The organism is Bacteroidia bacterium, from assembly GCA_016218155.1.
Lineage (GTDB): Bacteria > Bacteroidota > Bacteroidia > Bacteroidales > GWA2-32-17 > GWA2-32-17.
In genome coordinates this window covers 220213-241612 of sequence record JACREQ010000069.1, presented here as the reverse complement: position 1 = coordinate 241612, position 21400 = coordinate 220213, and the positions used below count along the sequence as shown (strand labels likewise).

Sequence of the window (21400 nt, the reverse complement as noted above, 5' to 3'; positions counted from 1 at the left end):
TTGAAATAGATATTCTTTTATCAAATGCATTAATTGATTACTCAAATCATATTAGATATGGTTTTTTTAATCCTCTAGAAAAATATGATAAGTGTTATTTTTTACCTTTAGTAAAGAAGGATTCAACAAGTTTTGAAAGGCTTTTAAATTCCGATTCTACTTTAAAGTATCTAAATGATATTCAGTTTAAAAATATAGAATACCAAAAGCTACAAACTCATTATCTTAAACTAATGAATTTAAAATGGGATAGTATTCCACCTGCAGATACTCCCAAAATAAGCATTGGTGATTCAAATATTGTTTTAAGATATATAGCAAATAGATTGATTGTTACAGGAGAATTAGATATCTCGTTTAATAAAAATAATTTTAATATTTACGATACAATTTTAAAAAAAGCTGTTGTTCGTTTTCAGGCTGAACATGGTTTGCTGGCAGATGGTGTTATTGGTAAAAATACAATTGCTCAGATGAATATTTCTGCAAAAGACAGAACGATTCAGGTTGCAGTTAATTTGGAAAGATTAAGATGGAATAGCTATAATTTCCCTAACAAATATCTAAAGATTAATATTCCTGAATTTATGCTTTATGCATATAATGCAGATACATTTAAATTAGCGTTAAAGGTTTGTTGTGGAGAAAAAAAACCAAGTAATTATAATGAAAGATTGAAAAAGTATCTTAAAACTCATAAAATTCAGGATAGGCCACCTAATCACGAAACACCAATATTTCAGTCAAAAATTAATCACTTAGTATTAAATCCCGATTGGCTTGTTCCTTTAAATATAGTTCAGAAAGAATTGTATTATAATTTTATTAAAGATCCTTTATACTTAAGAGACCACGAATACAAAGTTTATTTAAATAATGTTGAAGTAAATCCAGATAGCATTAACTGGAAAAAATATGATCCAAACCATATACCTTTTAGGTTAAAACAAAATCCAGGTGAAATTAATGCATTAGGTAAAATAAAATTTGTTTTCCCTAATCCATATGATGTCTTTTTACATGATACGCCAACAAAGAATGCTTTCGATAGGGCATACAGAGCAGTTAGTCATGGCTGTATTAGAGTTGAAGATCCATTAAAACTTGTTAAGCTTTTATTAGATGACAAAAAGTGGGAAATTGATGATATTAGAATGGCTATAGGGTTAGAACCAGAAGACAAAAAGGATAAAAAGAAGTTTAAGAAAAGAATGGAAGATTTTAAAAAATGGAAAGAATTAGCTGAAAAAGATAGTGTAAAGCTTGAAACTAAAAGCATATTCTTTAAAAAACAGATTCCAATTACAATTAATTACTATACTGCTTTTGTTGATACCAATGGTTATCTTCAGTTTCGTGATGACTTATATAAAAGAGATATACCAATCATAGAAAAATTAAAATAGTTTAAAATATTTTTGGTAGTTAGGTATTTATAATTTATATTTGAACAATTGAATACATTGTTCAACTATTAAATTAATAAATTATGAAAAAAACTGCATTAATAATTTTAAGTTTTATTTTTCTGAGTAATATTTATTCTCAGATAGACCCGTTGCTTTCACCTTATTATCAAAATGGCACTTATTCAGTAGTAATGGATTCTGTTATGAATTCCCAGCCAACGGATATGCTTATTTTCAAACCTTCTACTAATATAGGGGGACCATTTCCAACAATACTTTTTCAACCAGGTGCAAATGGAGCTGGTTCGAGTTATATAAATAAACATAGCTATGATTTATACTGGTCACATCTGGCTTCTTATGGTTATGTGATTTTTGTAATAAATAATACTTCAGGAGGTCCGAATTCAACACTTTTTACAACAGCTCACAATTGGATTAAAACAAATGTTAATAATAGTTTAAGTTGGATGCATAATTATGTTGATCTTGGAAGATTTGTTGTTGCAGGTCACTCTAATGGTGGAATGAATGCAACAGATATTATAATCAATCGTCCTTCTGAAATAAAAGCTATTATTTATATGGCTTCATATCCAAATCCTGGAATGTTTGGTTTTGGTGCTCAGAATGTAACTACCTACGATGGTAAGGTGCTACTTCTTAATGGTTCTGAAGACGACACGTCAGTACCTTTAGTTGGAACTACAAATAGTGTTTCTGCAACTGCCTATCAGTCTAAATTTAATGCCGTTGAATGCAAAACCAGAGTATTGTTTAATGGAGTTGGTCATGGAGGATTTGGAAATTATAATAACCCCGACCAACCAGTAGGTACAATTGGAAGAGAAAAAGCAACTGCATCAATAAGACATTATATTGTTAGTTTTTTAAATTCACAATTTAAATATAATCAGATTAGTTATTTAAATTTAAGTAATATTGCTGTAAGACCTAATTCTGTTGGTGAGTTTGAAAATACATGCAGTTCTGTAACAAATGAAAACGAGTTGTTATTTAGTAATGTAAATGATTTTAACTTATTCCCAATTCCTGCAAAAAATAATTTAAATGTTTCATTTAATGATAATAAAACAGGTAGTATTTTTATATATAATTGTATAGGTGAATTATTAATTACAAATGATGTTTTTGATAAAACCGAGATAACAATTAACCTAAATAATTTTACTAAAGGAATGTATTTAATAAATTTTAAAGGAAATAAAGGTGAGAATATTACTCGAAAATTTGTAGTAAGTGATTAATGTATATTTGACTATAAAATAAAAAATCCCGAAAATTTCGGGATTTTTTATTTTATAAATATGTTTATTTACTCAACTGATATTTTCTGAGTAAATTTATCTTTTCCTGATTGAATCTGTATAAAATACATTCCTTTTTTAAGATCGCGTATATTTAAGCTGCTTAATTCTGTTCCCTTTGGTAAAGTAAACTCTTTTACTTTCTGGCCAACCAGACTAAACATAGACACACTAGTTTCTGATTTTGATTCATAACTGAATTGAATATTTACAATGTCATTAGCAGGGTTTGGGAAAATATTTACATCTTTTTGTAAATAATGTTTATTTAAACCAAGTGTTCCACCTTCTAAAAATAATTCATCAACTTTAAGTATACTTCCAACTACTGCTGCATTTGGATTTGATGAAATTAAAATAATTTGCAATGTATCTGGATTATCTGGTAGATTATAAGTGAAATCCGCCTGAAACTGAGTCCAAGCTGAAACTGTTGCAACATTTGTAAATTGAGCGTAAGCTATAGTATCTAATGCACTAGTTGTTGTGTTTCTTTTTAAAAGAACAGCAGCTAATAAACAATTATCACTTCCTGATGGAGTATATTTATAATATCCTTTAAAACTAGCTGGTCTTTGAGTGAAAGGAGTACCACCGTTAACAGCAATAGGAGGAGTACTTGTCATGTTAACTGAAATTGTTCCATTAGTTAAAATTCCAGGAACAGCATATCCGAAAACTGATTTTGTTTCAAATTTTGCTGAATTTAATCCTGAATAAAAATCAGTTGTTTCTTTAGTCACTACTGGTGGTGACATAAAACCTGCGATTATTGAATTAGGACTTGACCAACCAGTTGGATCTGCACCTGTAGTTGTTCCCCATGTTTCGAAACCGTTATTGTTAATATACTGAGCATTAACAAGCGTACAAAAAGCAAAAAATGCAATAAATAGTACAAAATGTTTCATAATGATATTGTTTAAGTTTGAATTCTTAAAAATAAAGAGAAATTTTTAATAAAACAATTAGTTATTTCTAAAGTTAAGTAAGTTTATTTTCCTCTGCCGGAATTTGCCATTCAATATTTGAATCGTCATCATCACTTAACTCAATTTCTGGTTCAATAGAACTGTCATTTCTATAATAAACAGCTAATATAATTCCTGCAATCAAACCAAGTAAATGTGATTCCCACGATATTTTCGGATCCATAGGTAGTACTCCCCAAATCATGCTACCATAAAGAAAAACAACTAATAATGAGATTGCTAATAATCTTATATTTTTTAAAATAACACCACTTGTAAAAATAAATCCTGCCAAGCCATAAACAATTCCACTTGCTCCAATGTGATAGGATGGTCTTCCGCCAAACCAAACCCAAATGCCGGTCATAATGTAAATCAGAAAAAATACTTTATAAGAAACTTTTGCATAAAAATAAAAAAGTGCTGTCCCTAAAACTAATAATGGAATAGAGTTAGCAATTAAATGATCCATATTTCCATGTATAAATGGTGAAGTAAAAATTCCAATTATACCTTTAATTTTAAGTGGATATAATCCGAAACTTGAAAAATCCTCATTCAGAATCAATTCAGAAGTTTTTACTATCCAAATCGAACCTATAAAAAGAAATGGAAAAAATAAACTTATCAGAAATTTTTTCTTCTCGAAATTCATATCTTAGCTTTGTTGCAAATTAATAAAAGCATTGTGTTTTAAAAAAAATATTTTAAGATGTTAAAAGTAGTTGTTTTTTTAATTGTAATAATTGTTATACCTAATGTTATCATTTCTCAAAATATTACTAATGAGGGTGAAATTGATTTTAATAAGACAGTTAATGAATTTGTATTGGATTCAACTTTATTAAATTCTTCAATAAGTTTTTATGCTATTGATTTAAATACAAACAAAGAAATTGGTAAAATAAATCCTGATTTACGATTATCACCGGCTTCAACTTTGAAATTATTTACTACAGCTGCCGCACTCGAAATACTTGGTGGAGACTATACTTTTATTACAAAAATTGGATATAGCGGAAGTATAGATGCTTCAGGTGTGTTAAATGGAAACATTATAATAAAAGGGGGCGGAGATCCATGTTTTATGAGCCATAATTTTAATTCTACTTATTATGAAACAGATATTTTCTCGAAAATTGCTGCTGAAATAACAAAAACCGGCATTAAAAAGATTAATGGTTCAGTAATAGCTGATGCAAATTATTATTCAGATAATACAGCTCCTTCAACCTGGATATTAGCAGATGTTGCAAATTATTACGGTGCATCACCATGGGCACTTTCTGTTTTAGATAATGAGTACAAACTGTTTTTTAAAACAGGACCAAAATCAAATGATAGTACTGAAATAATAAAACAAGATCCAGAAATTCCTTTTATGCAACTTGAAAATACAGTTATTTCTGATAATATATCTGGTGATCAATCTGTTATTTATGGCGGGCAATACGATGATTATAGAATTGCTACAGGAAGATTACCTGTTAATAAAGCAAATTATGAAGTAAAAGGTTCAATTTCTAATCCACCACTTTTAGTTGCTATAATACTATACAGGGAACTATTAAAAAATGGAATAAATGTTAGTGATTCACTATTTGCAATTCCTTGTTTAAAATTCAAAAAAAATATTTCCAAAGATTATAAATCTATATATGAAATAGAATCTCCAAGATTAAAGGATATTATTTATTTTACAAATATTAAAAGCATTAATTTATATGCAGAGCATTTGTTAAGACAAATTGGAGTTGCAAAGTCAGGTGTCGGCAGTAATTCATCCGGAATAGATGCTTTAAATAATTTCTGGTATAAAACAACTGGCAAACTATTAATGTATGATGGGAGTGGGTTATCGCGATTTAATGCAGTTTCAGCAAAGCAATTGGTTAATGTATTGTCTTATATGAAGAAGTCGAGTAAAAATTATGAATTATTTTATAATTCGTTACCAATTGCTTCAAAAAGTGGAAGTTTAAGCAGTATGTTTTCTGGTAGTTTTGCAGAAAATAACCTACGAGCAAAAAGTGGGTATATGACAGGTGTTAGAAGTTATGCAGGATATGTTAAAACAAAATCTTCTAAAAATATTGCATTTGCAATAATCATAAATAATTATTCGTCAAATCCTTCTGTTATTAAAGGAAAAATAGAACAATTTTTAATAAAACTTTCAAATAATTAAAGCGTATAAATGATTGGAAAAACCAATTACCACAAACGCTTTATTTATTCATGGTACTTAAGATTAAAAACTTAATTAGTTTTAATGTTATTACAATTATTATTGTTTTAAGCGTTTTAAATTCTTGCACTAAACCTTGCGATTGTTCGGAACTGGTAGATAATAAGGGTGTTATGTATTTACAGGATGCAACTGATCCATATACTGGTCAATGTGAGGAAAATTATTCTGGAGTCAAAAAGAGTTTTTTTTATAAAAAGGGTAAGTTACATGGGTACTACTCGGTTTGGAATGATAACGGACAAAAATTATTAGAAGCAAAATATAATAATTGGAAAAAAGATGGGATAGAAAAAATTTATGATAATAATGGCAGAATAATTTTAGAAGAAAAATTTGAGAATGGTAATAAGAACGGTATTGTTAAAGAGTGGTTTAGTGATGGGAAAATAAAACATATTGAAAACTATAGAAATAATATACCTAATGGTCAGGAAATAATTTTTTATAACAATGGTAAAAAGAAAGAGCAAAAATTTTTTAAAGAAGGTTTAGCTCATGGTGATTGGATTATTTGGTATGAAAATGGCAAAAAAAGAACTGAAGGAAAATACAAAAAAGGTGTTGAGCACGGAACATGGATTACATGGTATGAAAATGGCAAGCCAGAGAAAGAAGAAAAGTTTTATGATGGAAAACCCGAAGGTAAATTTCAAACTTGGTATGAAAATGGACAGGTGCAAACTACTGGTAATTACATTAATGGATATGAAGACGGACTTTGGGTTGTATGGCATGAGAACGGGCAAAAAAAACGTCAGGGTATGATTAAAAATGGAAGTGAACAAGGCTTGTGGGTAACATGGTATCCCAATGGTCAGAAAATGGAAGAAGAGACATTTTTAGATGGTAGAGAAAATGGAATATCTACTAGCTGGTATGCTACTGGTCAAAAGAAATCAGAGATTAACTATAAGTCAGGCATATATAATGGTGAGATTACTATGTGGAAACTCAATGGAGACATTGTTATGAAGGGTGTTTATGAAAATGGAGATTTGAAAAATCTACTTATTAATAAAACTGATTCTGTAAGAGGAAACAAGCAGATACCGGTATTTTAGTTGTTGTAATAACAAATAGCAAACTATTTTACTTTCTTTTTCGTTCGTTTAAATTTTCCTTCCTTTAAATACTCGAAAAATTGTTGCCATGCAATAACATTAAAAATTTGCATCGGTTGAGTTTGTCCTTTCCAATACAATTGACTTGATCTTTGTTGCATCGATATATTGTATGCAGCACCGGGAGCTGCTGGAATATCATCATCATTTAATAACATTTGAAGTTGCATTAATTCCAGATTTTTTTCTGCTCTTACAATATCATCATCTGGAACTTTAGATATTAAAAATATCTTTTTAAATTCTTTATAATTTTTCCAGGGTAGTATTACAACTTCCTGTAAAATTGTAGTATCGTTTTTTAATACAGCAACCACATAGTAAATTCGCGATGTTGTTATAGTTGGTATTGTATAAATTCTTTTTTTAAAGCCAACACATGAGAATTGTAAAGTATCTCCTTTTTCTGCGAAAAAATCAAATTTCCCATTTTCGTCACTTATTGTTCCTGTTTTTTTATTTTTAATTAAAATATGAACATAAGAAATGGGTACAAAGTGTATATTAACAACCATTCCCTTAACCTGAATTATATTAGAAGTTTGAGCTTTAATATTGCATGAATAATAAAGCAATAATGAAGTAAATAATATAAATGTTTTTAAGATTTTCATTAAACAGAATAATAATTGAAAGATACAAATATTAAAAAACCTTAGCTAATACTACCAAACATTATGGTTAAATTTGTAGAAAATTAACATTTGTAATTATGATTTGGCAGAAGGAAATTACTTTACCTAAGTTTTCAAGAGGTATTCACCTAATTACTGATATAATTATAGAAAATATTGAAGCGTTTCCTTTGTCAGGTTTATTAAATGTTTTTGTTAAACATACTTCAGCTGCAATAATTATAAATGAAAATGCAGATCCTTCAGTTAGATATGATATTGATAATTTTATGAAATATCTGGTTCCTGATGAGTTTAATAGGTTTACTCATATTTTTGAAGGAAAAGATGATATGTCGGCTCATATAAAATCTTCGGTTTTTGGACAATCTATAACAATCCCAATAATAAATGGTAAACTAGGTTTGGGAATATGGCAGGGAATTCAGTTTTGTGAGTTTAGAATTAATGGAGGAAACAGGAGAGTTGTTTTAACAATTTACAATTAATGGTTTTGTATTCAGAGGCAGCGAAGGATCTAGATATGTGTCTAGATCCTTCGCTTTGCTCTGGATGACAGTTTTTAAAGCCTCTGTTGACAAAAACAACTAAGTCCAAACAATTAATGATTAAATTTTGACTTCTTGTAACAATTTAACAATTAATTAAGATTACATTTACCAATACCTTATTTCAAAAGTTGCAGATACTATATAGTTTATTTTAAGATCCATAAACAAAATATATTTTAATGCGATTATTTTTTTAGAACTGCAGTTTCAATTCAGTGCAATCTATTTATTTTGAAAAAGTTATTTGCTGATAATTGAAACGAATTATATATTATGGACATTAGGAAAATTATTATTATAAATAAAAAAATCCAAAACAAACGCACTGGAACTCCTAAACAATTAGCAGAAAAGATGAATTTATGTGAACGAACTATTTTTATTTATTTAAATTTTATGAAAAAAGAATTAAAAGCACCAATAATGTGGGATCATATAAATTGTACATATTATTATGAGGAAAATGGTTCACTTGATTTTTTATGGAATAAGAGATAAAACTAATAAATAAGAAGATTAATATTAATTACTAATAATTATGCTTAAAATATTAATTGTTGAAGATGACAAAACTTCAGAGTTACTATTAGAAGTTATAGTTGAAAAATATTCAAATAATATTTTAAAAACAAGTGATGGTTTAGAAGCCATCGAGTTATGCAAAAGTAATCCTGACATTGAATTAATTTTCATGGATATAAGATTACCAAAAATGAACGGTTATGAGGTGACTCAACAAATTAGAAAGTTTAATAAAAATGTTATTATTATTGCTCAAACAGCATATGCGCTTTTAGGTGAGCGAGAAATTGCAATAGAATCAGGTTGTGATGAATATATTTCTAAACCATATAAAATAGATTTGATTAATAATCTTATTGAAAAGTACTTTTATTAGTAAATTATCCTTTTTAGAATAAATCAATTACCTGATAATAACAACTGCTTTTTATCCCTTTAATATTGCCTTTCCCAAAAAATAATAATATCATTTTATATTATTAAGTTGAATATATATTATCTGAACAGCTTAATTGAAGCCCATTTTTTTATTAAATAAGCTACATACACTTAACATAAACATATTTTAAAACATTAATATGTCATGAAAATCTTATCTAAAAATTTATATTTTTGAGAAGATTAAAAACCGTAAATTTTAAAATCGTTATATGCAAAAAATGTTATTGTTAGGTGACGAAGCCATTGCTTTAGGTGCAATTGATGCTGGCTTGTCAGGAGTTTATGCTTATCCGGGAACACCTTCTACAGAAATTACTGAGTATATTGAAAGCTCAAAAATTGCTAAAGAAAAAGGTGTAAAAGCAAGATGGTGTGCAAACGAAAAAACTGCTATGGAAGCAGCAATCGGAATGTCTTATGCAGGAAAACGTACCATGGTTTGTATGAAACATGTTGGTTTAAACGTTGCTGCCGATGGTTTTATTAATTCATCAATTACAGGTGCAAACGGAGGTCTGATTGTTGTTGTTGCTGACGATCCTTCAATGCATTCATCACAAAATGAACAAGACAGTAGATTTTATGGAAAATTTGCAATGATTCCAATATTTGAACCAAGTTCACAACAAGAAGCTTATAACATGGTGCACTATGGTTTTGATATTTCTGAAAAATATCGTGTTCCTGTTATGATCAGAATAACTACCCGCTTAGCACATAGTAGAGCAGGTGTTGGTAGAATGGCTGAAAAGGAACAGAATAAATTAAAACTTCCAGCAGATTTAAAACAATTTGTTTTGTTACCATCGATTGCACGAAAAAATTTCCGCAGACTTCTTGATATTCAGGATGAATTAGAGCAAAATGCTGAAACTTCAGGCTTTAATAAATATGTTGAAGGGAAAGACAAATCAAAAGGTATTATAGCTTGTGGTATTGCTTATAATTATATAATGGAGAATTTTCAGGAAAACCTTCCATTTCCTATGTTAGTAATTGGACAGCATCCTGTTCCAACTAATATGCTTAAGAAATTATATGATGAATGCCAGGAAATTTATGTTTTTGAAGATGGTTATCCATTAGTTGAAGAAATGCTAAAAGGTTCATTAAACTTAGGCAAACCAATTCATGGCAGATTAGATGGAACTCTTTCACGTGATGGTGAACTAAATCCTAATAAAGTAGCTGTGGCATTGGGTTTAAAAGATACAATTGGTCAGCCAGTTCCAGAAGTTGTAGCACAACGTCCACCTGCATTATGCAGCGGCTGTCCGCATACCGATTCATATCAAGCTTTAAATGAAGTTTTAAAAGATTATTCAAAAGGCAGAGTATTCTCAGATATAGGTTGTTATACGCTTGCTGCATTAGCGCCTTTAGAAGCAATAAATACTTGTGTTGATATGGGCGCTTCAATAACAATGGCATTTGGTGCTGCAGATGCTGGATTAGTTCCTGCAATTGCTGTTATAGGTGATTCAACTTTTACACATAGTGGAATGACTGGCTTATTGGATTGTGTAGTTCATAAATCAAATGTTAAAGTTTTTATACTTGATAATTTCACAACTGGAATGACAGGTGGTCAGCCTTCTGCTGCATTAGGAAAACTTGAAGCTATTTGCGCTGGTGTTGGAGTTGATCCTGCACATATCAGAGTTATTAAGCCATTACCTAAAAATCATGAAGAAAATATGAAAATTATTCGTGAGGAGTTAGCATATGATGGACCTTCAGTTATTATTCCTCGTCGTGAGTGTATTATAACATTAGATAAAAGAATGAGAGAAAAATTTAAAAACAAGTAATCATGAAAAAAGATATTATTATAGCAGGAGTAGGAGGTCAGGGTATACTATCAATTGCAACAACAATTGGAATGGCAGCTCTTGAAATGAATTTACATTTAAAACAATCTGAGGTTCATGGAATGAGCCAAAGAGGAGGCGATGTTGTATCTAATTTAAGAATTTCAGATAAAGAAATTTTCTCTGATCTAATTCCTTTTGGAAAGGCAGATATGATTATTTCTGTTGAGCCTATGGAAAGTTTAAGATATTTACCAATGTTATCAGAAAATGGTTGGTTAATAACTAATTCAGTTCCATTTAAAAATATTGCTCATTATCCAGATGTTGAAAAAGTTTTAACTGAAGTAAAGAAATTTAAAAATCAGGTATTAATCGATGCTGATGGAATTGCAAAAGAACTTGGTTCTGTAAAATCTGCAAACATTGTTATACTTGGGGCAGCTTCTCCGTATATGGATATTCCTTTAGAAGTATTGACTACAGCAATTTCAAAGATATTCAAAAATAAAGGTCAAGAAGTAGTTGATTTAAACCTTAAAGCGTTAGCTATAGGAAGAGAGTTTTCTTTAAAGAACTCTTAGTCCCAGAACTTCTTTTGTAAATAAGGGAACTCTTTAGCTAGCTCTCCCGAATAATAAAAGTCAAATCCTACACCCCCAAAAGTGTAGGGTTTTTCATTTATCATTATTCTTGACCCACCTACTTTTGGATCGGCTTTTGGAACTGAAAACATAAATCCAACATTATAAAGTGTAGTTAATACTTCAGGTCGGTTTGAGATATCAAAATTCATTGTTCTCCATTGTTTCTCAACCTGCTTTAGGTATAATGCGGTATATAAATATTGCCAAAAATGATTTCTGTAGTTAACTAGTCTGTAATACCGTTCAGTATCAGGAACCTGAGAAGTGAAATCGAGTAGGTTCTCATATTTTTTTCCGATATAATAAATAGAAGATGTGTCTTTTAGATTTCTTTCAATTGCCATTGCAGTAAAATCTTTAACACCTGTTACTCCCAATGAAAACTGAGATTCAACAGAAAGAACTTTTAAAGGTTTAATATATGATTTAAATATTTCACGCTTTGAATTGAATAATCTAATTTGTTCGCCAATTAAACAACAAACAACAATTCTGGGTTCAACACCGGCAATATTTGCAGCACTATCAATTATTCTTTTATCTTTTGTTATAGCTATTCTTAAATCGTTCCATTCCGGAACGTTCATCCAATCATAAACACTTGGGATAGTGTCAAGTTTAATCGGTTGTTCATATAAAGCCTTTGCTTTATCAAGTAATTGCTGGTAATCCTGATTTTTTGCCATTTTATAATCCATAGCAGCGAGTAATTTATCGGCAAGAGTAGGATCGTTAGATGCATTTACTGCATTTAAAATAAGGTTTGCATTATATGGATAGAACTTACCGATTATCATGATTTTCATGTAATCTTCAGCTCTTTCATTATTTAGCATTTGAAAATAAGCAGAGTCATTTCTAACCGAATTCTGTGTTTTGTCTGCTAATTCTTTGTAAATTCTATCATTGTAATCTACTGCTCCAGGATCGTCTGTTAAATGAAATTTAATTGCAAAATATGAAGCTGTAAGACCAAAACCAATAATTGAAAAAATAATTACTGTTGTGTAAACTAGAATCTTAAAAACTTTTTTCACGGAAATTTTAGTTTGTTAAATTGTGGTGCAAAAGTATATTTTCTTTTTCTAAATATTCTAATTTATTGCATTAATTATAAAGTGCTAATAATTAAATATTTTTGTTCTTAAAATGCATTGAGTCGCCCCATTCGCCATAACCAATTTCGGCTCCTGCAAAATGTAATCTCGCCTCTAAACAAGATTTACAATCTTCCATTTCTTCATCGGTGCAAGGTTTGTTTTCATACAAAAGATAATTATCTCTGTTATTTCCCGGAGTAATATTGGGCATAATTATGTTTGCTCCGATTTTAATTGCTTTTTCGCGACCAATAGGGTCTATTGCTTGTAATGCAGTGGTCGATGCAATGTTAATGTCTTTCATTAAAATGCGAAGTATGGCAATCATTTTCAAACTAAGGTCAAATCGCTCATTTAATGGCAGCAATTCATTTCTGAATTCATATAAAGGAGTATCCTTATGTTCAATATATGGCCCCATTCCGCACATATCAATATCAAACTCTTTCATAAAGATTAAATCGTCGGCTAAATTTTCTGTAGTTTGAAAAGGCAAACCAATCATTACTCCTGTTCCTGCCTGAAAGCCAAGTTTTTTTAATGTATTTAGTGCAACCAATCTTTTTTCGAAACTATGTTTAGAATTATTTGGATGAATTCTGGAATATAAAGTTTGATTACTGGTTTCTATACGTAATAAATAGCGATGTGCGCCTGATTTAAACCATTGTTTATATGTTTCTTCGGATTGCTCACCTAAAGATAAAGTTAAGCCAAGTTTATTGTCAGATAATTTCTTTATTTCCCAAATTAATTTGTCAATTTTCTCGGTAAATTCTGAGCTTTCAATTTCACCCGATTGTAAAACAACAGAACCATAATTATTTTCATAAGCGAATTTTGCTGCCCTAATAACTTCCTCATCACTAAGAGTATAATGTGTTAAATTCTTATTTCCTGCTCTAATTCCGCAGTAAAGGCAGTTTTTGTGACAAATATTAGAATATTCGATTAATCCTCTGAAATATACTTTATTGCCAATATATTGTTGTTTTATTTTTGCAGATTTCTCAAAAAGTAATTTTCGTTCCTGTTCTTTTGAGTTTAAAAAACAAATCAAATCATCTTTCTCAAAATGTTCTTTATCTAATAAATTAGAAAATAGGTCATTCATTGCTTAATATCAATATTTAAATGACAAAATTAGGTTTAAATAATATAATTATTTATGTTTTTTCGCACGTATTGAAGTTTTCAAATAATAAATGTGAATAAATAATATTTATGATTTTCTCACAATCGCTCAATTTTGCTAAGTTTGTCAAATAATTTAAGCCGTTGAATAAGCAAAGTTCAGAACAGAAATTACAAGATTTGCTTTTTAAAGCAAAATCACTTGATGTAATAAGTATCCAGGAATTACCACCTTCAGGTTCATATAGAAGGTATTTTAGATTATTTACATCAAAGCAAACATTTATAGGTGCATATAATCCTGACCCAAAAGAAAATCTTGCTTTTATACATTTTACAAAGCATTTTATTAATTGTGGTTTAAACGTTCCTGAGATTGTTGCTGAAGATATTGATAATCACATTTATATTCTTTCAGATTTGGGTGACACTACAATTTTTTCATATTTAGAGCAAAACAGAAAAAATGCAGAATTCCCGGAAAGCTTTATATTGTTATACAAGAAAATTTTAAATGATTTAACTCAATTTCAATTTAATGGTGGAAAAGATTTAGATTATTCATTTTGTTACCCACGCTCCAGTTTTGATAAACAATCGATGATGTGGGATTTAAATTATTTTAAATACTATTTCTTAAAACTCGCAAAGATTCATTTTGATGAGCAAAAACTGGAGGACGATTTTGAAGTATTTGTAAATTATTTATCACAGGCAGACAGTAACTACTTTTTGTATCGTGATTTTCAGTCGAGGAATATTATGCTTGATAACGATAATATTTTTTACATTGATTATCAAGGTGGAAGGAGAGGTCCATTATACTATGATGTAGCTTCGTTATTATATGATGCAAAAGCAAATATCCCACAGAAAATAAGGGAAGAGCTGTTGGATTATTATATTTCAGTTGTAAATAATAAGATTCCGGTAAATAATAAAGAATTTAAAGGAATGTATTATTGCTTTGTGTTAATAAGAATAATGCAGGCAATGGGAGCATATGGTTTCAGAGGATTTTACGAAAAGAAAGAACATTTTTTAAAGAGTATTCCTTTTGCTCTAAACAATCTTGACTGGTTATTGGAAAACGTTGAAATCCCTATTAAAATTCCAACATTGTTAAATGTGCTTCAATCTCTTACTGTTTCTGAGGAATTGAAAAAATATAACGAAAAGGTTTTTCCTGAAAGTTCTCTTTCAATTAATGTAAACAGTTTTTCATTTTTTAAAGGTATACCAGAAGATAAATCCGGTAATGGTGGTGGATTTGTTTTTGATTGCAGGGCATTACCAAACCCTGGAAGATATGCCGAATATGAAAATTACAGTGGTTTAGATTTAAAAGTATCAGAATTTTTAAATAATGATGAGGAGGTTAAACAATTTTTGCAAAATGTTATTAAAATTACCGAGCAGAGTGTAGAAAAATATATTTCAAGAAACTTTACTAACCTTCAGATTTCCTTTGGTTGTACCGGTGGTCAACATCGGTCGGTATTTTGTGCAGAAAAACTTGCAGCACATTTTAAATCAAAGTATAATATTAAAGTTGATATTGAGCATACTAACAGAGTAAACTGGAAGAAATAATGGCAGGTACAGGAAAAGCGATGATTTTTGCTGCTGGTTTGGGTACCAGATTACAACCGCTTACCTTGTTAAAGCCAAAAGCACTTGCTGAGATTGATGGAGTTACTTTATTGGAATATGCAATCAGAAATTTAATGAATAATGGTTTTGATCACATTGTAGTAAATGTTCATCATTTTGCAAATCAGGTGGTTGATTTTCTTAAATCGAAAAATAATTTTGACATAAATATTTCAATTTCGGATGAGAGTAACAAATTACTCGATACAGGAGGAGGATTAAAAAATGCTTCAGATTTTTTTGATGACAATAGACCTTTTCTTGTGTATAATGTTGATGTTTTAACAGATTTAAATCTTAGAGAATTGTATGCCAGTCATCAGAAAAGTAATGTGTTGGCAACATTAGCAGTGAGAAACAGAAAAACTTCAAGGTATTTTCTTTTTGATCAGAACGATTCGTTATGTGGTTGGAAAAACATGGCAACCAATGAAATTAAAATTAAATGTACATCAATATCAAAATTACGTCCGTTTGCATTCAGTGGTATTCAGGTGATAAATCATGATATATTTAACATGATGTCTGCATATGATGATTGTTTTTCAATAACTGATGTGTATTTAAATCTATGTGCCAGTTATAAAATAAAAGCTTATAATCACGATAAATCTTTTTGGATGGATTTGGGAACAGTAGAGCACATTAAAGAGGCAGATGAATTGTTGTCGAAGTACAATTTCCTGTTGATGCGAGAATAATCCTGAAATGCCCAAATTCCAAATTTAAAGTTTCAAATTCCAAACTAAAATATGTCTTTTTGAATTTGGAATTTTTAATTTGGGACTTTGAATTTATAAAGCTTATTCCCATTCAATAGTAGCAGGAGGTTTAGAGCTTATATCATAAACTACGCGATTAATTCCTTTCACGTTGTTAATTATTCTATTCGAAACCTGTGCAAGAAATTCGTATGGTAAATGCACCCAATCTGCTGTCATCCCATCAGTACTTTGTACTGCACGCAATGCCACAACTTGCTCGTAAGTGCGTTCATCGCCCATAACACCAACAGAATGAATAGGCAATAACATTACGCCGGCTTGCCATACAGAATCGTATAAATTACTTTCTTTTAATGAAGAAATGAAAATACTGTCAACTTCCTGTAAAATTCTAACTTTTTCTTTTGTTATATCACCAAGAATTCTGATAGCTAAACCTGGACCAGGAAAGGGATGGCGGTTTAATATATTTGAATCAAGATTTAATTCTTTACCAACTCTTCTAACTTCATCTTTAAATAAAAGGCGGAGAGGTTCAACAACCTGTAAATTCATTTTTGCAGGTAAACCCCCAACATTATGATGTGATTTTATAGTTGCTGATGGCCCGTTAACAGATAATGATTCAATTACATCAGGATAGATAGTTCCTTGTGCCAGCCATTTTACATTTTCAATTTGTTTTGCTTCGTGATCGAATGTCTCAATAAAAACGCGACCGATAATTTTTCTTTTCTGCTCAGGGTCACTAACTCCATTTAGCTGGCTTAAAAACTGTTCAGAGGCATCAACACCTTTAATATTTAAACCAGTTTTTTTATAAGCCTCTAAAACTTCAGCATATTCATTTTTTCGTAACAAACCATTATTAACAAAAATGCAATATAGGTTTTTTCCAATAGCTTTATGCAAAAGGAGAGCAGCAACAGAAGAATCAACGCCACCGGATAAGCCTAAAACTACTTTATCGTTTTTAACTTTTTCCTTAATCTCTGTAACGATTGAATTAACAAATGCAGCAGGAGTCCAAGTTTGAGCACAACCACATATATTTACAATAAAATTTTTAAGTAATTCCATTCCTTGTGTAGAGTGGTATACTTCAGGGTGGAACTGAATTCCGTATGTTTCTTCGTTTTCAATTTTAAAAGCTCCGACTTTTACAGTTTCTGTGCTCGCTGTTATTTTATAATTTGCAGGAATTTTTGTAATAGTATCACCATGCGACATCCATACCTGTGTTCCTTTTGAAATATTCTGAAATAATTTATCAGAGTTATCAATAAATTGAAGGTTTGCTCGTCCGTATTCACGGTGATTTGATGGCAATACTTCTCCACCAAAATGATGTGAAAGATATTGTGCTCCATAGCAAACACCTAATAGTGGGAATTTTCCTTTAATATTATCGCTGTCAAATTTTGGAGAATTTTCATCTCTTACAGAGTAGGGGCTACCAGAAAGTATTACACCTTTTATACTCTCATCAACAGTGAATTTTTTGCTGAAAGGATGAATTTCGCAATAAACATTTAATTCTCTAACTCTTCTGGCAATTAGTTGAGTATATTGAGATCCGAAATCTAAAATTATTATTTTTTCAATCACAGTGTTTGATTTTATTGTTTGTAAAGGTAATATTAGAGAAACAGCCAAACAAAAACTTAAAAGAAAGTTTTTAACTTGATATTAAGAATATCAAAAAACTTTTAAGCGAATAGTTCTAAATTTATCTGATTAACGATATTGTTCCGGTATGATTTTTAATTTCAGTAATTTGATTTTGGTTATTTGAATCGAATAATTCGCAGTTAATATTATATAAATAAACACCTGAAGGTAAAATAGAACCCTTAAAAAATCCATCCCAACCTTGATCAATATTAGTAATGGTACAAACATTCTCACCCCAACGGTTATAAATTTCCATTTTAAATGTTTTAATGACAGATTTATTAAGTGAATTAACATAATATACATTGTTGCTGTTTTCTTTATTTATCGAAAAAACGTCAGAAATAACAATGTTTTTTGCAATAGTATCGTTTGGTGTAATTGGATTTCCAAATAAATTATTAAAAGAAAAAACAATTATTGTGAGTATTATTAGTATCCTTATTTTCATAATATTTTTAATAGCGTTCTATTTTTCCATTTTTTAAATAAATCTTATATAATGTTCTTTCAAGAGCTGCAGCTGCACCGGATATTGCTCCACCAATCGCTCCACCTGTAAAACTTAAATTATCAATATTACTCCTGTCAAAAGGTAAAGCAGAAAAGTATGCGTAATTATTCTCAAAAGTTAAAATACAATAAAATCTATATTGAGAGAATTGCTGAGAATTAATATAACAATCTTTTCCATCACATATTACCCATGCTTTTCTTATAGTGCTATTTGACAAACTATCAGATAAGGAAACAATTTTGTAATCATTTCCACCCATTAGTTTAATATCTGATTCTGTTCTTTTTAAAATTTCAAATTTTGAATTAAAAGAAGGTGAGTCATTTACTAATTGCTGAAAAGTTAGATAAACACCTTTTTTATATATTTTTTTAACTTCAGTGTTATTAGTGTTATAGAATGCCGAACTTTTATAATCAGGCAGTATGTCAGATTTTATTATGTAATAATCATAATCAGCTTGATTTATTTTAAGTGTATCTGTATCAGGCGAATTAATTAACTTATAAAATAAGAAACTAACTTTATCTTCAATTATCTTACATTTTATCGTATCATTATTTTTTAAAATAATAAAATCTTGAGAATAAATGTCTAAAGTAGATAATAGTAAGGATATTAAAATTGTAATTATTTTCATTTTATTGTATAACAATATTCAGTATAATAAGTATTAAAAAAATATTTTTTTCAAATTCAACTATTCAGTTAATTCTTCAGGAAGTCTGATAATTTTATTTACAAAAGATTTTGAATCTGTTTCTATTTTTATAACATAACAACCAGGCATTATATTACTTGCTAATTCGCTAATTAGAATTTCTGTAACTTCAAGAGAAGTTGAAACTGATTTTTTCAAAATTATTTTTCCAGATAAATCAGAAATACATATTAAAGCATTTTTAGTTTTACTTGAACTGAATCTTATAACAGCATTTTCTTTAAATGGGTTAGGAAACACAATCATTCCAGAAGATGGTAAGGTGTTTTCAGGTATACCTGTAGTTGACGATAAATAATCAATTGTCCAGCCAGATGCAGTAATATCGGTATTTGTAAAAAATTTAATACAGACTATTGGTGCTTGAATAGTTAGAGGTCCAGTAGGAGGATTTAAATAGTTAAAGATTGCAATTGAATTACTTCCTGAAAAACTATTTTTATAAATCTGAACAAAATCTCCAATATTATTTGTGGCTAAATTAAATTCTGTAAAATTTAAAGTTATCGATTGTGCATTAGCAGGTTTTATAACCCATCTGCAATTTGAAGAACTTGCGTAATCACATGCTCCGCTTCCATCTGAAACACTACCATTTTGATTTGTTACTGTATCGGTCTGACAATATTTTACAGAATAGTTTGCTAAAAAACCGTCCGAAATTGTATTATCATCTGATTTAAATGTGACAAAAAGATTTTTTGAACTGGATTCTATAATTGTTGGGTTAACATTTCCTGAAGTTACAGGAACATCTGTATTGTTATAGCTCGCTAATAAATTAGCCTGACTGTTTGTACCGTCATATATATTAATTGTATCACCAATAGCTAAATCAAAATTATTAAACCCAAGTTTTAATTTAATGCCGCAGTCAGGGTTTAATAACCAAGAACAATTACTATTATTGGAATAAGGTTTTGTACTACTTCCATCAGTGAAAGTACCATTGCTTCCTGTTATTTCTTTGTAACCGGAACAATATGCAGGATAAGTATAGTTAATCGTATCAGGATAAATATCCGCTACTAATTCCTGACATAAATTAAAATTATATCCGCTTGGGTTTAATTGATCCAGATAGAAAAAACCGTCCTGCGAACCGCCCCAGCCCCAGTTAAAGTGGAAAAAAATGTTTGATTGATAACCATCGCAAACAAATGCATGACCGGCAGTATATGTAGTGTCTTCCCAGCCTGCATAATACAATGGCTTTTTTTGATCAAGATTGGCTATAATTATACTATCCCATGGTAAACTAGTACTATCTCTGAAAATATAACGTGTTTGCGAACAATATTTAAAATAGTTTTTATATGAAATTGCAGCATGATGATTCCACATACCAGAACCACCTGGACCATAATTCATATCTACAGAAACTCCTATATGATACAATAACTTTGCGATAGCAAGATTACTTGTAGTAATATTATTTGCCATAGCATCCCAATCATAAGTACTGTTACCAAAATTTTCTGAAATTACTCCATAATCAGGATGGGTATATGAATATGAGCCAAATCCTGAATGTGGCCATCTGTGATAAAACATTATTTGACCCATAGCTGTAGCAACGCAACCAGCATAAGTATGTCCACCGGGACCGGCAGCATCTGCAGGGCATAATTCATTATAGTATTTGTCCTGATTCCAAGTCGAAGTTAGGAGAGGAGCGAGAGCTTTTTCTTTTGTTATATTGTTATGAGGTTTTTTATAATAATTCCAGGCATCATAAATCTTTTTATTAGTTGAGTAATTGTTAATGAATGCATTGTATATCTGTTTTTTATAATTATTCATCCAGAAAATAAAATTTGGGTTTTCCTCAGTTTTAGAATAATTATTTTCAAAAGAATAACCCAAAATTGGAAATACATTTCTTTGAGCAGAAATAATAACAAAGCCTTTAGGTTCAAAATTTATTATACTATAAAGTGGTATATTATCAATAGAATTAGTTGTTTCAATGCTTGTTATTTTTATTTCATTTGATTTTATTGAGAAAAATGAATTTGCTTTTTCTAAATAAAAATTTTTAGCAATTATTTTTAAACTATCCTGAGAAACTGGCTGTGCAATTGTTTTGAATATATTTATTAAACAAAATATCAGAACTATAAAAGCAATTCTACGAATCATAATATTTTTTTTTATAAAATTAAAAAAAATGCCCGAATTGATTCGGG

General features: G+C 29.6%; 19 protein-coding genes. 10 read left to right on the top strand and 9 right to left on the bottom strand.

The annotated features are described in order from the left end of the window. On the top strand, window positions 1-1406 hold a 1406-nt coding region (locus tag HY951_13060), incomplete at its 5' end, for a L,D-transpeptidase family protein (protein ID MBI5540987.1). Between the two features lie 83 nt (window positions 1407-1489). Further along, on the top strand, window positions 1490-2677 hold the full coding sequence (locus HY951_13055; GenBank protein ID MBI5540986.1) for a T9SS type A sorting domain-containing protein: 1188 nt from the start codon (window positions 1490-1492) through the stop codon (window positions 2675-2677). 68 nt (window positions 2678-2745) lie between these two features. On the opposite strand, the gene HY951_13050 is transcribed toward HY951_13055, so the two are convergent. Further along, complete coding sequence (locus tag HY951_13050; GenBank protein MBI5540985.1) at window positions 2746-3648, bottom strand: PCMD domain-containing protein; 903 nt, start codon at window positions 3646-3648, stop codon at window positions 2746-2748. A gap of 73 nt (window positions 3649-3721) precedes the next feature. Beyond that, window positions 3722-4363 (bottom strand): rhomboid family intramembrane serine protease, encoded by a 642-nt coding sequence (locus tag HY951_13045; GenBank protein MBI5540984.1) that lies wholly within the window; start codon window positions 4361-4363, stop codon window positions 3722-3724. A 57-nt stretch (window positions 4364-4420) separates the two neighbouring features. Here HY951_13045 and dacB point away from each other — a divergent pair, with 57 nt between their 5' ends. Both dacB and HY951_13035 read left to right on the top strand, forming a co-directional pair. After that, window positions 4421-5896: a D-alanyl-D-alanine carboxypeptidase/D-alanyl-D-alanine-endopeptidase gene (gene dacB, locus HY951_13040; protein MBI5540983.1), complete on the top strand. Its 1476-nt coding sequence runs from the start codon at window positions 4421-4423 to the stop codon at window positions 5894-5896. 50 nt (window positions 5897-5946) lie between these two features. Beyond that, the gene (locus tag HY951_13035; protein ID MBI5540982.1) at window positions 5947-7020 is read left to right on the top strand and encodes a hypothetical protein; all 1074 of its coding nucleotides are present in this window, start codon (window positions 5947-5949) and stop codon (window positions 7018-7020) included. Window positions 7021-7043: 23 nt separating this feature from the next. Here HY951_13035 and HY951_13030 read toward each other — a convergent pair whose 3' ends face one another. Further along, window positions 7044-7694, bottom strand: coding sequence for a carboxypeptidase-like regulatory domain-containing protein (locus tag HY951_13030; GenBank protein ID MBI5540981.1), 651 nt, complete (start codon window positions 7692-7694; stop codon window positions 7044-7046). 98 nt (window positions 7695-7792) lie between these two features. Here HY951_13030 and HY951_13025 point away from each other — a divergent pair, with 98 nt between their 5' ends. The 4 genes from HY951_13025 (at window position 7793) to HY951_13010 (ending at window position 11624) form a co-directional block, all read left to right on the top strand. Next, complete coding sequence (locus tag HY951_13025; GenBank protein ID MBI5540980.1) at window positions 7793-8203, top strand: YjbQ family protein; 411 nt, start codon at window positions 7793-7795, stop codon at window positions 8201-8203. Window positions 8204-8804: 601 nt separating this feature from the next. Next, entirely contained in the window at window positions 8805-9164 is a 360-nt protein-coding gene (locus tag HY951_13020) for a response regulator (protein MBI5540979.1), read from the top strand. A 274-nt stretch (window positions 9165-9438) separates the two neighbouring features. After that, window positions 9439-11040, top strand: coding sequence for an indolepyruvate ferredoxin oxidoreductase (locus HY951_13015; GenBank protein MBI5540978.1), 1602 nt, complete (start codon window positions 9439-9441; stop codon window positions 11038-11040). 2 nt (window positions 11041-11042) lie between these two features. Then, on the top strand, window positions 11043-11624 hold the full coding sequence (locus HY951_13010; GenBank protein ID MBI5540977.1) for an indolepyruvate oxidoreductase subunit beta: 582 nt from the start codon (window positions 11043-11045) through the stop codon (window positions 11622-11624). On the opposite strand, the gene HY951_13005 is transcribed toward HY951_13010, so the two are convergent. Further along, window positions 11621-12724 carry a hypothetical protein gene (locus tag HY951_13005; GenBank protein MBI5540976.1) on the bottom strand — a complete coding sequence of 368 codons (1104 nt, stop codon included), beginning with the start codon at window positions 12722-12724 and terminating at the stop codon, window positions 11621-11623. The two genes, HY951_13010 and HY951_13005, sit on opposite strands and share 4 nt — an antisense overlap. Window positions 12725-12815: 91 nt before the next feature. After that, entirely contained in the window at window positions 12816-13901 is a 1086-nt protein-coding gene (gene hydE, locus HY951_13000; GenBank protein ID MBI5540975.1) for a [FeFe] hydrogenase H-cluster radical SAM maturase HydE, read from the bottom strand. Window positions 13902-14101: 200 nt separating this feature from the next. Between hydE and HY951_12995 the strand changes: the two genes are divergently transcribed. Beyond that, window positions 14102-15514, top strand: a complete 1413-nt coding sequence (locus HY951_12995) for a phosphotransferase (GenBank protein ID MBI5540974.1) — start codon at window positions 14102-14104, stop codon at window positions 15512-15514. Beyond that, window positions 15514-16275, top strand: a complete 762-nt coding sequence (locus tag HY951_12990; GenBank protein ID MBI5540973.1) for a nucleotidyltransferase family protein — start codon at window positions 15514-15516, stop codon at window positions 16273-16275. Before HY951_12995 ends, HY951_12990 begins: the two co-directional genes overlap by 1 nt. 102 nt (window positions 16276-16377) lie before the next feature. Here HY951_12990 and guaA read toward each other — a convergent pair whose 3' ends face one another. The 4 genes from guaA to HY951_12970 form a co-directional block, all read right to left on the bottom strand. Beyond that, on the bottom strand, window positions 16378-17907 hold the full coding sequence (gene guaA / locus HY951_12985; protein MBI5540972.1) for a glutamine-hydrolyzing GMP synthase: 1530 nt from the start codon (window positions 17905-17907) through the stop codon (window positions 16378-16380). 121 nt (window positions 17908-18028) lie between these two features. Beyond that, the gene (locus HY951_12980; protein ID MBI5540971.1) at window positions 18029-18424 is read right to left on the bottom strand and encodes a gliding motility-associated C-terminal domain-containing protein; all 396 of its coding nucleotides are present in this window, start codon (window positions 18422-18424) and stop codon (window positions 18029-18031) included. 7 nt (window positions 18425-18431) lie between these two features. Next, window positions 18432-19130, bottom strand: coding sequence for a hypothetical protein (locus HY951_12975; GenBank protein MBI5540970.1), 699 nt, complete (start codon window positions 19128-19130; stop codon window positions 18432-18434). A 60-nt stretch (window positions 19131-19190) separates the two neighbouring features. Next, the gene (locus HY951_12970) at window positions 19191-21353 is read right to left on the bottom strand and encodes a C10 family peptidase (protein MBI5540969.1); all 2163 of its coding nucleotides are present in this window, start codon (window positions 21351-21353) and stop codon (window positions 19191-19193) included. Window positions 21354-21400 lie beyond the last annotated feature (47 nt).